At 54.0% G+C, this 20,745-nt stretch carries 21 protein-coding genes; 16 read left to right on the forward strand and 5 right to left on the reverse strand.

The window, feature by feature from the left end; genetic code table 11:
• Window positions 1–7: 7 nt before the first annotated feature.
• From AC0YOB_RS16965 to AC0YOB_RS17030, 14 genes are all read left to right on the forward strand, one after another.
• The gene (locus tag AC0YOB_RS16965) at window positions 8–970 is read left to right on the forward strand and encodes an ABC transporter ATP-binding protein (RefSeq protein WP_475793786.1); all 963 of its coding nucleotides are present in this window, start codon (window positions 8–10) and stop codon (window positions 968–970) included.
• A 24-nt stretch (window positions 971–994) separates the two neighbouring features.
• Window positions 995–2,008, forward strand: a complete 1,014-nt coding sequence (locus AC0YOB_RS16970; RefSeq protein ID WP_475793787.1) for an ABC transporter ATP-binding protein — start codon at window positions 995–997, stop codon at window positions 2,006–2,008.
• 11 nt (window positions 2,009–2,019) lie between these two features.
• Window positions 2,020–3,231, forward strand: a complete 1,212-nt coding sequence (locus AC0YOB_RS16975; RefSeq protein ID WP_475793788.1) for an MFS transporter — start codon at window positions 2,020–2,022, stop codon at window positions 3,229–3,231.
• Between the two features lie 418 nt (window positions 3,232–3,649).
• A complete protein-coding gene (locus tag AC0YOB_RS16980) occupies window positions 3,650–4,339 on the forward strand; it encodes a hypothetical protein (protein ID WP_475793789.1) in 690 nt (229 codons plus the stop codon).
• Window positions 4,340–4,379: 40 nt separating this feature from the next.
• Entirely contained in the window at window positions 4,380–5,660 is a 1,281-nt protein-coding gene (locus AC0YOB_RS16985; RefSeq protein ID WP_475793790.1) for a polysaccharide deacetylase family protein, read from the forward strand.
• A 174-nt stretch (window positions 5,661–5,834) separates the two neighbouring features.
• On the forward strand, window positions 5,835–6,530 hold the full coding sequence (locus tag AC0YOB_RS16990; protein WP_210043143.1) for a response regulator: 696 nt from the start codon (window positions 5,835–5,837) through the stop codon (window positions 6,528–6,530).
• 48 nt (window positions 6,531–6,578) lie between these two features.
• Window positions 6,579–8,030, forward strand: a complete 1,452-nt coding sequence (locus AC0YOB_RS16995) for a sensor histidine kinase (RefSeq protein WP_475793791.1) — start codon at window positions 6,579–6,581, stop codon at window positions 8,028–8,030.
• A gap of 5 nt (window positions 8,031–8,035) precedes the next feature.
• Window positions 8,036–9,238 carry a WD40 repeat domain-containing protein gene (locus AC0YOB_RS17000; protein ID WP_475793792.1) on the forward strand — a complete coding sequence of 401 codons (1,203 nt, stop codon included), beginning with the start codon at window positions 8,036–8,038 and terminating at the stop codon, window positions 9,236–9,238.
• A 313-nt stretch (window positions 9,239–9,551) separates the two neighbouring features.
• Window positions 9,552–10,970: an ABC transporter substrate-binding protein gene (locus AC0YOB_RS17005; RefSeq protein WP_475793793.1), complete on the forward strand. Its 1,419-nt coding sequence runs from the start codon at window positions 9,552–9,554 to the stop codon at window positions 10,968–10,970.
• A gap of 149 nt (window positions 10,971–11,119) precedes the next feature.
• Window positions 11,120–11,326, forward strand: coding sequence for a hypothetical protein (locus AC0YOB_RS17010; RefSeq protein ID WP_475793794.1), 207 nt, complete (start codon window positions 11,120–11,122; stop codon window positions 11,324–11,326).
• Entirely contained in the window at window positions 11,316–12,578 is a 1,263-nt protein-coding gene (locus tag AC0YOB_RS17015; RefSeq protein ID WP_475793795.1) for a DNA polymerase IV, read from the forward strand. The genes AC0YOB_RS17010 and AC0YOB_RS17015 overlap by 11 nt, the downstream gene beginning before the upstream one ends.
• Before the next feature lie 15 nt (window positions 12,579–12,593).
• A complete protein-coding gene (locus AC0YOB_RS17020) occupies window positions 12,594–12,956 on the forward strand; it encodes a YolD-like family protein (protein ID WP_210043123.1) in 363 nt (120 codons plus the stop codon).
• Between the two features lie 200 nt (window positions 12,957–13,156).
• Window positions 13,157–13,528, forward strand: a complete 372-nt coding sequence (locus AC0YOB_RS17025) for a hypothetical protein (RefSeq protein WP_475793796.1) — start codon at window positions 13,157–13,159, stop codon at window positions 13,526–13,528.
• Window positions 13,529–13,688: 160 nt separating this feature from the next.
• Entirely contained in the window at window positions 13,689–14,426 is a 738-nt protein-coding gene (locus tag AC0YOB_RS17030) for a hypothetical protein (RefSeq protein ID WP_475793797.1), read from the forward strand.
• 154 nt (window positions 14,427–14,580) lie between these two features.
• Here the strand turns inward: AC0YOB_RS17030 and AC0YOB_RS17035 are convergent, their stop codons facing one another.
• Both AC0YOB_RS17035 and mscL read right to left on the reverse strand, forming a co-directional pair.
• Window positions 14,581–15,240: an NUDIX hydrolase gene (locus tag AC0YOB_RS17035; protein ID WP_475793798.1), complete on the reverse strand. Its 660-nt coding sequence runs from the start codon at window positions 15,238–15,240 to the stop codon at window positions 14,581–14,583.
• Between the two features lies 1 nt (window position 15,241).
• Window positions 15,242–15,736, reverse strand: coding sequence for a large conductance mechanosensitive channel protein MscL (gene mscL / locus AC0YOB_RS17040; protein WP_475793799.1), 495 nt, complete (start codon window positions 15,734–15,736; stop codon window positions 15,242–15,244).
• A gap of 187 nt (window positions 15,737–15,923) precedes the next feature.
• Here mscL and AC0YOB_RS17045 point away from each other — a divergent pair, with 187 nt between their 5' ends.
• Entirely contained in the window at window positions 15,924–17,726 is a 1,803-nt protein-coding gene (locus tag AC0YOB_RS17045) for an ATP-binding protein (protein WP_475793800.1), read from the forward strand.
• A 269-nt stretch (window positions 17,727–17,995) separates the two neighbouring features.
• Window positions 17,996–19,039, forward strand: coding sequence for an FUSC family protein (locus AC0YOB_RS17050; protein WP_475793801.1), 1,044 nt, complete (start codon window positions 17,996–17,998; stop codon window positions 19,037–19,039).
• Between the two features lie 149 nt (window positions 19,040–19,188).
• Here the strand turns inward: AC0YOB_RS17050 and AC0YOB_RS17055 are convergent, their stop codons facing one another.
• From AC0YOB_RS17055 to AC0YOB_RS17065, 3 genes are all read right to left on the reverse strand, one after another.
• The gene (locus AC0YOB_RS17055) at window positions 19,189–19,476 is read right to left on the reverse strand and encodes a transposase (RefSeq protein ID WP_475769748.1); all 288 of its coding nucleotides are present in this window, start codon (window positions 19,474–19,476) and stop codon (window positions 19,189–19,191) included.
• A gap of 274 nt (window positions 19,477–19,750) precedes the next feature.
• Entirely contained in the window at window positions 19,751–20,089 is a 339-nt protein-coding gene (locus AC0YOB_RS17060) for a hypothetical protein (protein ID WP_475793802.1), read from the reverse strand.
• Between the two features lie 46 nt (window positions 20,090–20,135).
• Window positions 20,136–20,741, reverse strand: coding sequence for a TVP38/TMEM64 family protein (locus AC0YOB_RS17065; protein ID WP_210043074.1), 606 nt, complete (start codon window positions 20,739–20,741; stop codon window positions 20,136–20,138).
• Window positions 20,742–20,745: the final 4 nt, after the last annotated feature.

Raw genomic sequence — 20,745 nt, forward strand, 5'->3', positions numbered from 1 at the left:
CACCATAATGGAAACCCTGCTTAAGGTAAGCAACCTGAGAACATGGTTCACCTCTTCAGACAAAGTGGTGAAAGCGGTCGACGGCGTCGATTTTGAAGTCGGGAGCGGCAAAGTACTGTGCATCGTCGGCGAATCGGGCAGCGGGAAAAGCATGACCTCCCTGTCCCTGATGGGGCTGGTGCCGGGTCCTCACGGGCGCATTGTGGACGGCGAGGTATTGTTCGACGGCGAAGATCTTGTCGGCTTGAGCGAAGCCCGTCTGTCGGATTTGCGGGGCAACAAGATCGCGATGATTTTCCAGGAGCCGATGAGCGCGCTTAATCCGCTGTTCAAAATCGGGGACCAGATTATCGAGGTGCTGATGCGCCACCGCAAGCTTTCCAGAAGGGAGGCTCACGACAAAGCGGTCTTCCAGCTCCGCAGCGTCGGCATCCCGCAGCCGGAAACGATCGTGCATTCGTACCCTCATCAATTATCCGGGGGCATGCGCCAGCGGGTCATGATTGCCATGATGATGGCTTGCGAGCCGAAACTGCTTATCGCCGACGAACCGACAACCGCTCTGGATGTCACTATACAGGCGCAGGTGCTTGACCTGATGCGCAGTCTGAAGGACCGGACGGGTACGGCGATCATATTTATCACCCACGATCTCGGCGTTGTGGCGGAAATGGCTGATGATATGGCGGTTATGTATGCCGGTCAGATTGTCGAATCAGGCTCCGCCGATATTGTGTTCGACAAGCCGCTTCATCCGTACACACTGGCTTTGATGGGCTCCGTTCCTTCAATGACGGAGGATATTGAGCGGCTGATCGCCATTCCCGGTACGGTGCCGAGCGCCGCCGATTTTCCGCCGGGCTGCAGATTTGCCGAGCGCTGCTCCATCGCTAGCTCCAGCTGTCACACAGTTATGCCGGAGCTGCGCGAGATAAGTCCCGGACATTATGTCCGCTGCGCTCTGATCTAGAACTCGAATGGAGGTGGCTTGCCAATGACACTTGCAGAGCAGACCGTAACAGAAGCCGGAAGGGCGGCGGTCGGCAGCGATAATTTGCTGGAGGTCCGCAACGTGAAGATGTATTTCCCTATTACCGGCGGCATTTTGCAGCGCAAGACAGGCGAGGTCAAGGCGGTCGATAATGTTTCGTTCTCCATCAAGAAAGGCGATACGCTGGGACTCGTCGGCGAATCCGGCTGCGGGAAGTCGACGACGGGCAGGGTCATCATGCGGCTCTACGAACCGACGGAAGGTTCGATTATATTCGACGGGCATGATATTACGAAAATCAAAGGCGACCGGCTCCGCCAGATGCGCCAAAATTTTCAGATGGTTTTTCAGGACCCGTTCTCCTCGCTGAATCCGCGGATGACCCTCGCTGCCATTATAGCGGAGCCGATGATTGTAAATACGAAAATGACGCAAAAGGAAGCCATGGAACGGGTCGCCTATCTGCTTCGGGTAGTCGGGTTGCCCCAGGAGGCCGGCTTCAAGCATCCGCATGAGTTCTCGGGCGGCCAGCGCCAGCGGATTGCCATTGCCCGGGCCCTTGGCCTGAATCCCAAGCTGATGGTATTGGATGAAGCCGTCTCCGCGCTCGATGTGTCCATTCAGGCGCAAATCATTAACCTGCTTGACGATCTCCGGAGGCAATTCGGCCTGTCTTATCTGTTTATTTCTCATAATTTATCCGTCGTCAAGCATGTAAGCAATAAGGTCGGAGTGATGTATCTGGGCAGAATGGTGGAGATCGCGCCCAAATCCAATCTATATGGCGCGCCCCTCCATCCGTATACCCAATCGCTGCTTTCCGCAGCGCCGGAGGCAAGCCGCAAGGCGAAGCGCGAACGAATCGTGCTTGCGGGAGAAGTGCCGAATCCTGCCAATCCGCCTTCGGGCTGCGCTTTTCATACCCGCTGTCCCAAAGCGATGAGTATTTGCCGGGCAGCGCGTCCCGAACTACAGGAGATAATGCCGGAACAATGGGTTGCATGTCATTTATATTAAGGAAGCGGGCTATGGAAATTTGGCAGAAAAATCTTTGGGTTTTATGGTTTGGAACCTTTGTCGCATCGGCAAGCCTGACGATGGTAATTCCGTTCCTTCCTCTGTTTCTGATCGATATTGGCGTGAGGGACAATACGGAGATGTGGGCGGGGCTGCTCTTCAGCTCCACGTTCCTGGCTTCTTCCCTGTCATCTCCGTATCTTGGTTCGCTGGCTGACAAATTCGGCCGGAAGAAAATGATTATCCGGGCAGGCATTGTTCTGTTCGTCGTGTTCACTTTAACGTCAATGGTGACCAATCCGTACGAGCTGCTGGCCCTGAGGGTGCTCCACGGCCTCCTGGCCGGATATATTCCTGCCGTAATCGCGCTTGTCGGCACCAACACGCCGGAAAATAAGGTCGGCTATGCGCTGACTACGATATCTACGGCAACGGCGTCGGGACGCATCATGGGCCCTCTGCTGGGAGGCGGGATAGCGCATCTGTTCAACAACCGCGCCGCGTTCGTGAGCGCCGGGGTTCTAATTTTGTTATCCACGCTGCTGGTTATCCTGCTGGTCAAGGAGCAGAATATCGGAGAATCCAAAGGGCGGAGCTCGGTATTCGAAGCGTTCAAAATCGCGGCGTCCAACCGCTCCTTCTCCATGATTCTGATCCTGACCGCCTTTGTCTCGATTTCGGTGATGACCATCGAGCCGGTAATCAGCCTGTATGTGGTGGAAATCGGCGGGGCGGCAGGAGATGCCTCGCTGCTCGCGGGCTTCGTTTTTTCCCTCGTGGGCATTTCAGGCATTATTTTTGCGCCTTTCTGGGGGCGCCTGGCGGATAAGGTCGGCTTCCGGCACGTCCTGGTCATCGGACTTGCAGGCGGTGCGGCGGGAAATTTGTTTCAGATGGCTTTTCACAATATTTGGGGCTTTGCCATTATCCGCTTTGTGTACGGCGCGTTCTTCTGTGCGGTCATTCCTGCGTTGAACGGCATGCTGGTCCGCAATACTCCGAGCGATTTCCGGGGGCGGGCGTTCGGGCTTAACAATACGGCGTCTCAAGTCGGCAATATGATCGGACCGGGCATCGGCGGAGCGATTGGGGCGGCATTTACAACTCATGTGATCTTTGCCGCTACCGGAGCGCTTCTGGCGGGCTCTGCCATGCTGGCCCATCGCCTGACCGAAACGAACAGGCCGGAAGCCGCAGCCGCCGGCATAACGCAAGCAAAATAAGCCGGTCTTCAAGAACCGGCGTAGCTGAGGTATGAGGTATATAGAGGCTGGCTGCAATTTCGGCTTTCGTCAGGAGGCTGAAGCCGACACTCCAATTATGATTAACGAAGTTAAACGGTTCTGTCATTAAGAATCCCCGCTATGCCTTGCGGCTAACGGGGATTCTTATTTGTCGTTACATAATTTTCCATGCTCCTTATTTAGGAAGGGTATTGTGCCTGATGCCTGACCCCCGTTGTATTGGGGCCGTTTTATTCACTTGAATTTCCGTATCTCCTCCTGCAGATATCGATCAATGTTCCTATAACAAATTCATGCAAATAGTATCAAAGTACTACATATCCCTGAGTCTCTAATACCGATAATATATCATAGTGGATAGTAGTAGATAGATACTGTGTGTTAAGGAGATGTCGATATGACAGATAGACCCCATTCTGCCGGCAAAGCAAAAGGGTGGCTGAAAAATGCGTTGACAGCGCGCACCCAAAGCTATCGTCAGGCGGAATTCTCATCTGAAGCGGAAATACAGTCATCGCTCGCCGAGCACCCGGCATCCGAAATTTCCTTGCTGGATCAGGACAAGGCAGCCCTGGACCTTGTGGTTGCGGTCGAGAATCTCTTGAATGACCGTCAGCTTATCCACTTCAAAAGCAAAGATATCGAGCAGCAGCTTGCCAATGCGAACGAAGATATCGGTCGTCTCAAAAACGACCTGATGAAGAAAGAACAGCTCATTGCCGACAGGGAGCAGGAGTTCAGATTGCTGGAGGATAAGCTGACTGCGAAGCAGATGGGCTATGACCAGCTTCTGGAGGACTACAAGGAGTTCCAGAACGCCTCCAATTCGGGTATCGACAATCTGAAGTACCAGCTGGAGAAGGAAAGAAACAAATACGCCAAGCTCCATGAGGATTCGCACCGTTTTCAGCAGGACAGTCTGCAGAGAACGAAGGAACTGGAAGAGAAGCTCAGAGATGCGGAAGCGGAGAATCTGCAGCTGGCCAGCCAATATCAGAAGGTCACAGAAGAAAAAACGAAACTGCTGCAGTCCGTCACCGACTTTACAGCACGTATGGCCTTCTCATTATCTCCCCCGTCTGAGTGATTTTTTGTCAGCGAGAAGGGACTGAAAGGGGGAATCCGCAATGGCATCCTATACGGGGAAATGGCTGGAGGTCCTATCCGTAGAGAATGGATCCGAGAGCCACTGCATTCATATACAATTAAATCTGGAACAATCCATGAATCTCAAATGGAAGCTGGATTCCTATACGGCCTATCATATGCGCGCCTTGATCGGATCCGGGGAAACGGCTAAATATAGATTGTCCTTACATAGCAATTGGAATGCCTTGAACAGCCATCCTTCCGGCTCGCTTACCAAATATGACCGGGGCTCGAGTGAAAAAAGCATATTTCCCTGTTCCCGGCAATTTGCCGAGGAGCTCGCCGCTTTGCGGGAGATTCAGGACTTGTCCCAAATAAAACGATTATCTTCTTTTATCTGCACGGACGATGGTTCCGAATGCCACGAACAAGCGGCTAATCCGAAGACGGTGCTTGAACGCATGTCATGGAAGCCAGCTTTTCCCGGACGGGCGCTGAGAATTCTGGCGGCTACGTTCGTGGTCGCAGCCTTCTTCCTGATCTTTGTTCCCGACTACCCCTCTACCAATCAGGCGGTGCTGGCCAAGGTCGATACATCGGTATTGGAAGAGAGAACGCAGCAAAGGGGAACGTCATTCACACAGCAGCTTGCCGAGGCGAGAAGCGAGCCGGTCCCGGCTCCTGCCCAGGAGGCCCTCGTCGTACCCGCGGTTGTAACTGAATCCGCTGCTGTCCCTGAGGTTAAGCTGGGCGGATTGGTCAATTTCAGCCTGCCCAAAGGCTCCGTTGCGCTTACCTTCGATGATGGGCCATCCAAGTATACCCGGGAGATTGTCGATATTCTGGAGAAGCACAAGGTCGGGGGAACGTTCTTCTTCGTGGGGACGCAGGTCAGGAAATTCCCCGAATATGTAAAATATGCCGATGACCATGGATTTTCGATTGGCAATCATTCCATGACGCATGCGGATTTTAAGGACCTGACATCCGACAAGCGGGAGCTTGAAATTGCCCGCACCAACCAGCTGCTCGAAGCGGTCACGTCAGAGCCCGTGGTGCTTTTTCGCCCGCCCTATGGAGCTACGGATGACGCGCTTTCGGAGCTTGTCGAGAAGAACGAAATGAAGATTGTTCTCTGGAACAAAGATTCCGAAGACTGGAAGGCATCCAGCTCCCAGACGATTATGAATTATGCCAGGCACACCGAGTTATCCGGTTCGATCCTGCTCCTGCATGAATCGAAGCAGACAGTGCAGGCGCTGCCTCAACTGATCGAATATTTGCAAAAGCAAAAGCTGCAGTTCCCTAATCTGCGGTAGAGAAAACAACAAGAAACCAGTCGGACACTAATGGTGTTTGGACTGGTTTTTGTTTATGCAGGGATGGACGCGCCTCAACCTCAATAAGGAGTTTTGCCTCAACCGGTGCCATGATTCATGGTTTGAATGAACCCACAGGTTGTGCTACCATGTCGTTAGAATGGGGTGAACCGCATGGAGAAAGCCAAGATCCTGATTATTGAAGATGAAGCAGCGATTGCGGATTTGCTTGCCTATGGCTTGAACAGGGAAGGCTTCGATACGATCACCGCAAACAGCGGGGCGCATGGCTTGCGGCTGGTGGAGCAGTTCAGACCGGATCTGCTGCTACTGGATTGGATGCTGCCGGATGTGAGCGGACTGGATGTTTGCCGCAAAGTTACGGAGACCCTCAATATCCCAATCATTATGATTACAGCCAAATCGGACATCGCCGACAAAATTGTGGGCCTTGAGTTCGGAGCGGATGATTATATTACCAAGCCGTTTGATCTGAGGGAGGTCATCGCCCGGATTCGAACGGTCCTGCGCAGATTGCCCCAGGCGGCACGCCCTTCCGGCGATCAGCCGGCATCCAGCATCCGGTTTAAAAATATCGAAATTATCAAAGAAGAGCGATTGGTAAAAAAGGATAATGAAGTGGTCGAATTGACGCCCAAGGAATTCGATCTGCTGATGACCCTGAACAATTACCGGGGCAAAATCTTCTCTAGACCGGAGCTACTGGATGTGGTCTGGGGCTTTGATTATTTTGGAGACACCCGCACCGTCGATATCCATATCCAGCGCCTGCGCAAGAAGCTGGATATTAATGATGTGATCCTGACTGTTTTTGGCGTGGGCTACAAATTTGACAAACAGGTGGACTGACGGCGCTGCTATCCGGAGGCCGCCAACCGATCGGGGGGACAAGCCGGAATGATCCGTACAATCAGAGCCAAATTCATCATCGGCTTCTTCCTGATTTTCTGCCTCTCCTTTCTGCTGCTCAACCAGATCGTCGCGCGTGTCATTCAGACTAGCAACCAGAATATTATCACCGACGATTTGATCGGCTTGAAGAAGAACAGCAATGTCTATGTCCAGCAGGCGTTTATGATCAACCACTTTACGAACGACGATCTCTATTTTGGGCAGATGGCAGAGGAAATGGTAGGCGACCTGCAGCATGCGACCTCCGGCAATGTCACTGCCTATACAGTTGACGGCGTGCTGTTGTATTCGTCCGATCAGAGCGCATTCTCAGGCGTAACGGACGATGATCTCAAGCAAGCGCTTCAGGGCAAAACGGCCTACACCATCTCCTATGAGCACGGCATTGCATCCGTTCTGTATTCGTACCCGGTCATCATCGGCGGGGTCAAGGTGGGGATTCTGCGTTTCTCCAAGGATTTTACGCTGCTCTATGAGCAAAGCGGGCATATATTGGATATCATTTTCTATATTGCCTTGGCAGTCTTCGCTGCAGCTTTCCTGTTCTCCTACATGCTCTCCCGGCATATTACGATCCCTCTGGTCAAGCTGGCCAAGGCCTCCACGGAGGTGATGAACGGAAATCTGGATATCCGCATCGCCTTTCGGCGAAAGGATGAAATCGGCCGGCTGACCGCCAATTTCAACGATATGATCGAGCAGATCAGAAGCCAGATTGCCAGAATCGAGCGGGACCGGGACCGGCTCGAGGGGTTGAACCGGCAGCGCAAGCGTTTCTTCGACAATGTCACCCATGAGCTCAAGACTCCGCTGACCTCCATTCTGGGGTATGCGGAGATCATCCGGGAGAACGGGGAGAGCGACCGCGACTTCTTCGATAAAGGAATGAACCATATTGTGGAGGAGAGCCAGCGTCTGCATGAAATGGTGCTGAGGATGCTGGAGGTATCGCAAGGTCCGGCCAGCCGCGATGAATTCGCGCGCGTCGAGACAGGCCGGATTCTGCACGATGTATGCGATGCGATGGCCTTCAAGGCCAAGCGCTATAACAAGACGATTCGCTGCGATACGGAGGAGGGGCTCTTCGTACACGGACATTCAGACAGGCTCAGACAGCTCTTTATCAATCTGCTTGACAATGCGATCAAGTATGGCGACGCTCATTCGGAGATCGGAGTCAAGGCGCTGCTTGACCTCGGGACCATCCGTTTTGCCTTCGTTAATTCCGGAGAAACGATAGAGCCCGAGCATCTGGCAAACATTTTCGAGTCCTTCCATCTGACGGATCACAGACCCAAGGAAGCGGGCAGTGTAGGCCTGGGTCTGGGCATTGCCAAGGCCATTGTTGAAGATCATGGTGGAAGCATCCGCATCATCAGCGAGAACCGGCAAACGGGCGTCTATGTGGAAATACCGTACATGAAGGCGGTGAGGTAGCGATTATGAGCAGGCGGATTGCAGTCTTGTGCGCAGCGCTTGTGCTTCTGGGCGTCCTTCTGTCCGGATGCATGAGGCAGCTGCGGTCCGAGACGATCATCATACCTGATACGGAAGAAGACAGCGCGGTTGATCAGGCCAGCGGGCCGTTCAAGGTCAAGACCTATTACCGGCTGCCCGCCCAGGCCGCGGAGAACCTGTACAACATCAGATGGCTCGGCCGGGATACCGTTATCGGCTTGTTCGGGGAAGCAAGGCAGGGACTGAGCATTGAACGTCTTGTTTCCCCATACGAGACGCCGGAGAAGCTGCGCGATGTGGGCGGGAATAGCTTATTTGCCGGACTGTCGCCGGATGGCCGGTATGTATGCACGATTGCGCTTGCCGACAGAGTCTATACGATTACGCTGATTTCAACGTCCGACCAGCAGGCGAAGATTACCGATACGCTTACGTCCAAGCAGCTGCTGGTAACAAAAAACCTGACATGGTCGGATAACGGCCGATACGTCTCGTATTTGCTTTCCGACAATGGCCAGGGCAGCATCGGCGTCATCGATACGGAGACCGGAACCGCGAAGCGTTATTCACTGCCGGAGTGGAAGAGGAGCGATGTCATCTACTCCATCAAGCTTTCGGATGACGGACAGCGCGTGCTGATCGTCAAGGGCGGGGGCAGCCGACTCAGTTTCATCGTCGGCGCCTGGAGCGGCAGCGGGTTTGTGAGCCAATACGAGCATGAACTTGGCGGCGACAGTTCGGCGATCTGGATGGGCGGCAGCAGCCAGGCCGACTGGATCAATAAGGATCAGATCGCTTATATAGGGCCGGATGGATCTCTGTATGCGTACGATCTGCGCAATACGGCGGTAACCGCCCTGCTGGGGCGGGTCGGAAGCTTCCAGCTGTCTCCCGACCGGAAATATATCGCGTACTGGAAGGGCAAGGGTTCAACAACCAAGGATATGAGAATTTATGCGGGCAAGCTGCAGGGAAACAACATCTTGAACGAAACAGCGGTTTATCAGGGAGTCGTTCCCTTCCAGATGGCATGGAATCCGGACAACAGCGGACTTCTGATTGAAGGACAGAAAGTGTATGCACGAGAGGCGGGTCCTGCGCAGCCTTCGCAATCTGCGCCTAGTACCGTGCCGTCTGACCTGGTCCCGCTGCCCGATAATCAATCCTTTATTATCGAATTTGAATGAATTGCCCGCCAAGCGGCGGCAGCTGCAGTACCCGATGCATCTTGTTGGAGAGCCAGGAACACTTTTGGTGTTCCTGTCGGCTGTTCATCAGGATGTTTTTTTCTTAAAATCATTCAGAAAGTATACAATATAACCTCTACTTTTTTGATATTTTTGAGGAAGAAACTAACTTTGCCTTTAAAGGAAGGCGAAGTTAGTTTCTTCTTATTTGGAGACAAATTGTTTACAAGTCAGTGAAGTTATGTTGACATCTTCGCCTTAGACTGAGGGGGCCCGGATACGCCAAGTTCTCCGGCAGGAAAGGTGATCAACGATGAGAAAAATGATGATAATGTTAGTGGGGTTTGTCCTTCTGGCTAGTTTGGCTGCCTGCCGCAGCGGCGGCTCCGGCAGCGGGGGAACGGCTCCGGGGCAGGAAACGGCGGTAAGCGACACCGGAACAGCCGCCACCGATACCGGAACAGCTGCCCCCGGGCAGGGAAAGGACGACGATGCGCCCGGGAAAGATTCTCCCCCTGCCAAGGGAGGGAAGACGACAATCACGTTCTCGACGTTCTGGCCGGATGCCCGTTTCCAGGAGGCGAAGAAGAAGTATGAGGCGCTGCATCCGGATGTCGAGATCAAGCTTACGGATTTGCCGACCGACAATGCGAATGTGGAAGCGGATCTGGAAAAGTACGCAACGACGATGAACACGGCTATGCTGGCCGGCAAGGGGCCGGATCTGCTGGAAATGAAAGAGCTGCCCGTAGCCAGCTACGTACAGCAGAAGCTGCTTGTCGACCTGGATACGATGATGGAACAGGATTCGGCATTTAAGAAAGAGGACTATTTCAGCAACATTCTGGACAATGCCAAAATCGGCGGAGGGCTCTACGGCCTGCCTCTCTCCTTCTTCCTCTATGGCTTCGCCGGCGATATGGATGCCATCGCGCAGGCAGGCGTGCAGATTGACGACAAATCCTGGACCTGGAGCGATTTTGCCAAGGCTACGAAGAAGCTGGCGGAGGACGGCCCCTACAAGAACGTGCTTAACAGCACTCCGGAATATTTGCTGGCGCAGATGGTATCCGACAACTACTCCCAGTTCGTCGACGCGGCAAGCCGCAAGGCGAGTTTCGATTCGGCATCCTTTATCGGACTGATGCAGCAGGTGAAGGGGATGGGCGATGAGGGTATCATCGGCGAGGGCCGTCCTTATTTCTATCCTATTCAAATCAATTCCCCCGGAGATTATATGACATCGCTCAAAGGATTCCTTGCCAAGAATATGAAGCTGCTCATTATGCCGCATCCGGAGGAAGTGGCTGCCGGAGGCTATTTCATGAATTACCTTACCATCGGGCTTAACTCGAAGTCGCAGGTGAAGGAGCAGGCCTGGGATTTCCTCAAGTTCATGATGTCGGATCAGATCACTACTCCTCCCAATACCGCCGGGTTTCCCATTAACAAGAAGGCATTCGCCGCGGAGCTTGCCCAGCTTAAGGACGATGGGTCGGTTCCAACGGTTAAGGAGGGGCCGCTGAAGGGTGTGCCGGTCAAAGTCGACAACGGGAAGCTTGACGGACTGCAGAGCTTTCTGGAAGGGGCGATTCATCCCGCGTTGTTCAGATCCGATCAGGTCGCGCAGTTCGTTACCGACGAGTCCAAGGCTTTCTTCAGCGGCCAGAAATCGGCGGAGGACGTTGCCAGGCTGATTCAGAATAAGGTGACGACCTATCTCAATGAATAGGACGGGTCTCCTCTTCACATCAAGATCCTTGGGTCCGCGGCTGGTTAGCGGATGCGGGGATTTTTTTATGGCCCCCACATATTTCCTGTGTTGCGAACAGGCGTTCTTGTATATAATAAGAATATACGTTCGCAGATGGAGGGGTTGCAATGGACTTCAAGAAATACGTCGGGCAGCATGCGGAAATCATTTATCAGGATGCCAAAAATAAAATAACGCAGCGGCGGGTGTTCGTGTATTCACAGAATGATAGCTATGTGCGCGTATTCTGCTTGAGGGCCAAAGCCTACCGCACCTTGAAATGCGATCAGGTATTGGCCATTGTCCCGGCTCCGGCGAGACGTCATGCCATCTAAAGAGAGAACCATCTTCCTCGCGGACTGCCGGAGCTTCTATGCCAGTGTGGAGAAGGCGGATAATCCGGAGCTTATCGATAAGCCGGTAGCGGTCGCAGGCGATCCTGCGCGGCGCTCGGGGATTATTCTGGCAGCCTGTCCGCTGGCCAAAGCTATGGGCGTTACGACAGCCGAAAGGCTTGGCGATGCGCTTGGCAAATGCCGCGATCTGGTTGTCGTCAGGCCGCGGATGCAGCACTACATCGATGTCTCTCTTCAAATCACGCAGATTTATGAAACCTACACCAGCCTCGTTGAACCCTATTCGATCGATGAGCAGTTCATCGATGTGACCGACTCCCTTCACCTGTATGGCGATGCGCAAACCACCGCCCACCTGATGCAGCAGGAAGTATTGGCCTTAACCGGCGTATATACGCGTTTTGGAATCAGCCATAACAAAATTCTCGCCAAGCAGGCCTGTGACAATTACGCCAAGAAAAATGACTCGGGCTTGTATGTATTGCGCCGCGAGGAACTGGCCGATTCCCTGTGGCAGCTGCCGATCAACAAAATGTTTATGGTAGGCGGCAGGATGACGAACCATTTTGTCCGCATGGGCATTCATACGATCGGAGATCTCGCCCGGATGCCGCTTCCTGAATTGAAGCGCAGGCTGCGCAGCAAGTTCGGCAAGAACAGCGATATTCAGGCGGAGGTGTGCTGGCGAATCGCCAATGGAATTGACGATTCGCCAGTTCTGCCGGGCACACATGCCGGGGAGAAATCCGTCGGCCACATGATGACGCTGCCGCGCGATTATGCGGCACGCGATGAGATCAAGGTGATCATTCTGGAGCTTTGCGAGTTGGTGGGCCGGCGCTGCCGGTCGATCGGCAAGATGGGCCGGACCTTGTCGGTGAACTGCCGGGGAGCTGATTTTGACAGACCGGCCGGCTTCAGCAGACAGATGACGATGCCCTATCCCTCCCATGTGACCAATGACCTTTACTATCATGCTCTTGAGCTGTTCGACCGTCACTGGGACGGCCTGCCCGTCCGCAGGGTAGGGGTGTCGGTAACCGGCTTCCAGAGCGACGAGCAGTACCAGCTTGTCATGGACGATACGAGGGAGCGCATGGGTGCTCTGGAGGCAGTGACAGACCGGCTTAAGGACAAATACGGCGATGATGTCATTATCCGCGCCGTCTCGGGAACACCGGCCGGGCAGGCGGCGGACCGGGCCAGCAAGATAGGCGGCCACTACAAATAGGAGGCGGGGCAAGCGATGGGCAAAACAAAGAAGCTGACACCAGGTGGCAACTGGATGTGGGAGGACAGCCGGATGATGCTGCCCGAGCACAAGCTGGAGCATAACCGGCATCAGCAGAATCTGAAGCGCCGGGAGCAGAAGGTATTGGACGAAGCGCGGTGGAGCGAGATTGCCATGCTTTTCAGCGAGTCGCTGCACCGGCACAAGGAGATTCGCGTCAAGCTGTTCGATGCGTTCGAGGAGCTGTCCGTAATCGGGATTGTGGAGCGGATTGACCAGCGGGGCGGCCAGTTTATGGTCAATGGGGATTGGTTCAGGCTCTCCGATGTCGAGGGTGCCGAGCTGGAAGCAGAAGATCATGATTTTTTCGATTCATGAAGATCCGCTGAGCAGCCCCCATTGAAGGAGGGCTCCTTAGCGTAATAGATTACCCTGGAGGTATATTTGTCTTCGGCTACTGACGCCTATGCGGGAACAGCGGATTGAAGAATATGCGGGTTACGGGGCATTCTTGTCCATGCTTTTTACATGTCCTCCTCATAAATTGGATTATGTACATCCGAGAGGAGGGAAAACAGATGTCAGCCAAAATGAAGTTTGCCAATATTAAAGTTGCGAAGAAAACCCGCAGCCGTGCGCGGATTTCTTCCAACAGCTGCTGCAAAAAAACAGACAGTGCCGTCGAAGGCATCCAGGAAGCCGGTCGTGATCTGTGCAAGCTGTTCTGCCAGCTGAAGGATGCCGATAACGCAGCCGCACTCGTCCGCGCCATTCGCTGCAAAAACCGTAAACTGGTAGACAGTATAATCGGGGATAACTGCAGCGTGGTCTGCTTCTTCAATCAAGGCAGAAGCTCTTGCGTACGGATCAGCTGTGTTTTTGGAGAATGCTGCGACGTCCGTATTACCTTCGATATTTGCGTATCGAATGGCCAATGCAACATCCTGTAAGACCGCAACTCCCTTCATCTATCCGGCTTCAGGCCGCAAAGAACCGTCTTGCGTCTTTATGCGCGGACGGTTTTTTTGCTTGCAAACGGCAGGGAAAAGAACCAATAGCGGCAACCCGCATAAAATAGCATAAACGGATGTACGGCAGGAGGGAACAGTAATGCCCATTATTCCTAATTTTCCGGCGGCGCTCCTGGAGGAGCACCGTCTTTGGCATCATACAAACCATCACAGCAATCCGGCAAACTTGCCGCCTGGCTATGGGGAGAAATTTCTGCAGTTCCACCGGCAATATATCGCCAAGGCTCTTCAGTGGTATGAGCGGCAGGGGTATGATATGCGCCTTGTTGCGCCATGGCAGGAAGTGCCGGAGGAGATTCGCAGCGCCCCGTGCTACGATCGGAATGCCGAGATGCGGATCCGCAATAATCCGGAATCGTTTGCGACTGCGGATGAGCTCGGCTTGTTTCTGGAAGCGTCCAATTTGCACGGCTGTATCCACGAGACAGCGGCCAAGCTCTATGGGCAGCCGGATTTGAACGATTTTGACCTTGCTCCGGCGAATACGATATTTTATAACATACACAGCATGATCGATCAGTGGTACCAGAATTGGGAGCGCGCGAAGGGCATGCGTTTGAAGAACACGGCCAGGAACGGCGGAGCCAGTGTGCGGGCGGCAGGCAAAATGCCCAGACCAGGCAGTGTGCGCGCAGCATCGGGCGGCAGGAGCAAGTCCGTGCGGCGTTCCGCCGGAGGCAAGCTTCCCCGCAAAGCGGGGGGCAAGCTGGTGCAGTCGTCCAGCCGCCGGCAGTCTGCGCCCTGGCACCGGCCGGCCAGGAGCGGAGCAAGCCCATGGCATCGGCAGGGCGGCGTGACCCCGCAAGAGAAAGGCTAGAGGAACCTCTTCCCGAGCGGGCAAACCTGGCATTCTTATGATAAGAACCCGGAGCGGGACCGTAAGGGAAGGTTCCGTGAAGGGGATGTGCCGGAGGCGGCATATAACGATTTTCGCTTAGGGATCCGAGAAGGATGGCGGCACCCCTCTCTTCTTAGATATGGGAGAGCAGGGCGCGAAACACATCCGTATAATAAGGCGCCGGCCGTGGTACAAAATGCCCGGCCTCCACAATCAGGGAAGCGCGCTGAAGCTGGCCGCCGCTCAGGGCTGCGACGCCTTCGGCGTTCAGGCTCTCGCAGCGTCCTTCGAACAGATCGATCATCTGGGCAAGCTCCGCCTCGTAAACCCCGGCCACCTCCTCGGCCTGCAGCCGCAGCGAATCCAGGGGGGCATGGTACACCAGCCCGAAGACGTCGCTTATTTCCCGGTCGATGAAGGGGATGCCCTGCGCCGTGCCTTCCGCCTCCTTGCGGGCGTTGCCGAGCGGAATAAGCTCGGAGAACGGCGCGCGGACGCCAAGCTCCTCTTCAAGCTCCCGGACGGCCTCCGCCATCGTCTCGCCCGCTGCCAAATGGCCGGCAGCCGTAATATCCAGGAAGCCGGGGAAGGTATCCTTGCCGGACTGCCGCTGCTGGAAGAGCACAAGGCGCCGGCTGCCTTCCCGGCGGACCAGCCAGCAGTGGAACGAGCGGTGCCAATGACCGGCGGCGTGAACCTCGCTGCGGCTGGCTGTGCCGATCGGCGCGCCTGAGCTGTCATAAATATCGAAGAATTCCTCGGCGGCAGGCCGCTTGTCGTCATGGGCCGCCATGCTAGGACAGGCCCTCCTGAACGCCCTCAAGCTCTTCATCATTCAAATGCGAAGTACAGTGGCCGCAGCGGGTTGCTTTTATCGGAATTTTGGACAGGCAGTACGGGCATACCTTCTCCGTGGGCTCCGTGACCGATTCCGGTTCCCTGGCGTTCAGCCGGCGCAGCGCGTTCGCGCCCTTCACGATCAAAAAAACGCAAAATGCGACAATGGCGAAGTCGAGGATGACATTAATAAAATTGCCGTAAGCGATCACCGGTGCGGAATCTTTCTGGGCAGCGGCCAATGTGTCGTAATGCTTTTCCAGAGATAAATTAATGAACATATCCTTGAAATTCACTCCGCCGAGTATTCCGCCGATTGGCGGCATGATGATATCATTGACCATCGAAGTGACAATTTTACTGAATGCGCCTCCTATAATGACACCGACTGCGAGATCGAGCACGTTGCCGCGAACCGCAAATTCCCTGAATTCCTTTAATACCTTCATCATGGGCCAATCCTCTCCTTGGGCTGCAAGTCTCTCGATTGAATTCTATTATAACGTAAAGCCGCACCGCAAAAAAAGCATCGTCCCATGCTTTAATCCCACATTTCATGTCACAGAAAAAAGGATTATTTGGAAAAATGTCGAATTGTCACATGAATATAACAGAATTTCTAGGTAATCGAGGATAGGTATGAGCGAATTGATCGTTTCGGACAAATGGATGTACCTGCTTTTGGCATTAGCTATCAATCTATTTGCCTCTTTTACAATGTACAATATGATCGGTCATTTCAAGCTAGTCAGAAAGCTCCGGCATTATTGGCTGCTGAGCGGGGCTGCCGTATATGCGCTGGGGCTGTGGGTTTGCCACTTTATTGTTCTGATTGCAACGGATAATATGATTGTGATTGATTGGACATCCGTCATCAACCTGTTTGGCATCATGTGCTGCGCTTATTTCTCCTTATGGCTGCTTGGTTCGGCCCGGATCTTCGTCATCAAACTGCTGCTGAGCAGCCTGATTATGGCGGCAGGGACCGTATTCTTGAATTATGCCAGTCTTCTGAGCGACCAGGTCCAGGATTACAGCGTCCACACCGGACTGGTTTGCTTCGCCTTTGTCTTGAGCTTTCTGGGAACGGCCTACTCCTTCCATCTGTTCGAGCAAAAGAACGGCACCTACCTGATGCTGCCGGGCCTGATGCTCGGCTTGTCAGGGTTTGCTACGCACTTGATCGGCCTGCTTGCGATAACCATCCTCTATTCCATTGTGCTGACAACGGACCGGCTGAACGAATACATGCGGCTGCTTGCTGTCATTCTCGGAATTACCACCTTGGTCATCTTTGCCTTCAGCCTGCTGGCGAGCTTCGTTGAGCGTCGCTACAATGCCATGAATGAACGCTATAAGCTGCTGGTGGAGAATTCCATGGATATGATCGCGATTATCCGCGATGAATATTGGGAGTATATCAATGACTCGGGCCTGCAGATGTTCGAAACGGACAATGAGTCGGATTTGCTGGGAAAGTCGATTTATATGCATCTGCAGCCCAAATGCCATTCGGACATGAAACGGATGCTGCAGGTAACCGCGCAGGGTCTGGGACAGGGGCCGACGGAGCTGGTATGGAACACGGTCAAAGGCAAGCCGCTGTTCACGGAGGTGGTCCAGACCAGCACGAGAATGTCGGGCAAGCCCGTCTTTCAAGTTATAGTCAGAGATATCTCGGAGCGCAAGAAGAACGAGGAATTGCTCATTAACTCGGAAAAGCTGTACGTCGCGGGGCAGCTGGCGGCAGGCATCGCGCACGAGATCCGCAATCCGCTGACCTCCCTGAAGGGCTTCCTGCAGCTGCTCGCCTCCGGCAGGCATAACAATAAAAACTACTTTGATATTATGAAATCGGAACTGAACCGCATCGAATCGATCGTCAGCGAATTGCTTATGCTGTCGAAGCCGCAAATCTATGAGCTGTCCCACAAGGATATCCGCCAGATTATGAATGATACCATAACCCTGCTGGAAGCCCAGGCGATTCTGCACAACATCGAGATGGAATGGAGCCCCGGCCAAGAGCCGCTGTGGGTGCTCGGCGTTGAGAATCAGCTGAAGCAGGTATTCATTAACGTGATTAAGAATGCCATAGAAGCCATGCTTGATGGCGGCAGGATTCTGATCCGCTGCATCCGGGAAGACGACCAGATCATGGTACGGATTGAGGACTACGGACCGGGCATTCCGGAGGAGCAGATGGCCAAGATCGGTCAGCCCTTTTACACTACCAAGGAAAAAGGCACGGGGCTTGGCCTCATGGTCAGCTACAAGATCGTCGACAATCATCAAGGCAGCATTCAAGTCACCAGCAGGCTGGGAGAAGGGACGACCTTTGAGATCGTGCTGCCATATTTCGAACCTGCGGCAGAAGCGGAGGGCGGCCCCGGCAAGGTGACGCGGATTCGCCGGAGCCGGACGGATGAGGGGAAACTCTAGCAGGAACTGTGCTTTAACCAAGCAGAGGGAAAACGCGCCTCTGCTTTTTTGAACTATAATAAAGGATAAAATTCCATCGACATTTGCTTATATTTCCAAGGGAAGAAAACGGGTTTAGCCGCGATAGGACGGGGTAGTCGTTTCTTCTTGGTGAATTCGGCTATAATAGCGTGAGGAGGCGGTAATAAAGAAATGGCACAACCTTTGAGAAAAATGTTTGACCTGCTTGTGGAAGAAGAGCTGCGTCCGCTTGCGGAAGGAGGCGGAGCATGACAATCGGCGCGCGCGTGATGAAGACAGGTCTTGCGGTTGCATTGGCCGTTTATATAAGCGGTATGATTGGTTTCTCATCCCCGATTCTTGCGGCGGTTTCATCCATTTTCACGATTCAGCCTTCAATTTCACGTTCATGGAAGCAGATCCTTGACCAGCTTCAGACCAATGTGCTGGGCGCAGCTATCGCGCTTGCAGCCGTTCGTTTATTCGGCAATACGCCGATCTCGCTGGGACTGGTATGCATTATCGTTATTTTATGCTGTATCCGGCTGTGGATGGAAGCGACGATCGGACTGACGCTTGTCACTGTAGTAGCAGTCATGGAAGCGGATGGAGGGAGCTGGCTGTATGCGCTGGAACGTTTCTCCATGGTGCTTACCGGGATGGGGGCGGCTTTCCTGGTAAATGTCCTCGTCTTTCCTCCCCGGCCGCGCAAGCAGTTCGTCAGGCAGGTCCATGACGCCTTCGGCCAGCTGTCGCTGCTGCTGCGGATGGCGATATCCAATGAGATGAAAGAGGATATCCACCGGCAGGAGAAGGAGAAGCTGCATGGCACGCTGCGCAAACTGGAGGAGCGTTATACGCTGTTTGAAGAAGAACGGTCGCTGCTCCCAGGGCGCAAGCAGGCGCGTATCCGGCAGCTGCTGCTGTCCAAGCAGATGATAAGAGCGCTGCAGCAGGGAGCGGATCTGCTTGAGGTTGTGGAAGAGCATTATTTTGCCGCGCCGGGATCAAGAGAGTGGGCGCAGCGGTTTGACCAGCAGATCGAGGAGCTGACGAAGTACCATGAGCAAATTCTGCTGAAGCTGGAAGGGAAGATGAAGACCGGCGCCGATATCGAGCCTGAAGAGGAGCGGGAGGCGCGCTTGGTGAAGCAGCTGACGGATTACTTCAGCGATGATCTGAATGAGCATAAACGGCTGGTATTTGTCGCTTCTTCGATGTTTGAATATGCCTATCATCTGCGGCGGCTGGACAGGCTGGCGGAGCAGGTTATTGAGCGTGAAGAGCAGGAGACGCCGGTACTGGGGCATTAGTGAAAAAAAAGCGAAACGCCCATGTCCGGCAGATGAGAGATCTGCGCGGCATGGGCGTTTTCAATTTGTTGAACGGCTGGTACAATTGCCGGCGTTTGCTGGTGGCATGCGGAAGCAGCTGTGCTGCCGCCAAAGAACCTGCTTCGTCCCTAGTCCTCTTCCTTTTTGTCCGGATGGCGGCGCGGATGCTGCAGATGCGCCTCCTTCTGGGTGATTTCCTTCTTGGGCACCAGCCTCTTGTCGGTACGTCCTTCATGGTGGTTGTCAAAATCAAGCTCGACAAGCTCCCATTCCGATGTGCCAAGCTGCGGATCGGCGGGAAACAGGTCGCCGCGTTCAAGCTTTTCCTCGCGCCCCCATTGGTTGCGGTAGACGCCTTCGGTTTCTACGCGTTCACCGGACATCGGGTCCATCTCATTATGACGCTCATCGCTCATGGCTGTTTTCCTCCTGCAGAGTCATTATAGATCGGTCTTTCCTCATAATTTCAGTATGAGATAGCGCAGCTAACTCCGAATTCCTCTTTAGCATGCCGCGGGAACAGGCAAACTATGTATAAGGAGGCAAGTATTGCTCGGGATATCAATGAAAAAAGCCCCGGATGATCTGAAGGATCATTCGGGGCTCTGTCCGGTTTTATAGCGTTCATAAGCATCATGGCGACGCATCGAGACAATGGCAATCAAGGCTGCCGCAAGGAAGGACATGGCCCTAGAGCAGCCGCAGGCCGCAAGCGGGACAATCCCGATGCTCATGGGTGACTGGCTCGCCGCAGGCGGGACAGAGCTCGCTGAAGGGCTTCAGCGGGCTGGCCAACGTGCTTGTCTCCTCCTCTTCGGCAGTGGGCTCGTCCCCTCCGCTGCGCAGATGAGCCGGTGTGCCGAAAATGGTCTCCATATATTCCTTCATTTGCTTGTATTTGTCCGAATCGTCGCTCATAAGCCGGATAAGGAAGATCATTCCCCCGACCAGCGCCGCTGCAAGCAGCAGCACGACCGCCGTAGCCAGCCCGCCCATGATGCTTACAAGCGGGAACATCCCCTTTTTCAAAGCCCACTCCCCCGCCTTCCTGGAACATTTCCGATATGCGTTTGCATTATTTCAGGTGATAACGGGCCTCGACTCTTTTGCCGCCAAGCCACATGCCCAGAATAAGAGCGACTGTAAGGATAGGACGCCAGGGCTCCTGCGCGATGCTGCTGATGTCGAAGCTCAGGAGCGAGACGCTGAGAATCATTACCGCCTTGCCCAGCATAATTGCCAGCATGAATGAGCGGAAGGAAACGTTGCTGAGTCCGGAAACAATATTAATAAGTGCGGAAGGCGAGAACGGGAAACAGGCGAGAAAGAAAATAGGGGTGAAGCCTTTCTGCTCGATCCAGTCAAAGAAACGGACGCTTTTGGGAAAGCGTCTCCGGATCCAGCTGCCAAAACGTTTTCCCAGCTTGCGGGCAATCCAGAAGAGCAGCATCGATCCGCTGCACACGCCAATCCATGAATAGAGAGAGCCCAGCCAGAATCCGTAAATATTGGCGTTAGCCGCCACGAAGACCAGCAGCGGCAGAACGGGAATAAACGATTCCAGCAGCGGCAGAAAAATCCCCGGAAGCGGCCCATATGCAGAATAGCTCCGCAGTGTACGCTGAAGATGCTCCAGATCGATCTGCTTCATCTGCTGAATCCATTCTTGTATTTGACTCATTGAT

This window comes from Paenibacillus sp. JT31N17 (assembly GCF_056269255.1).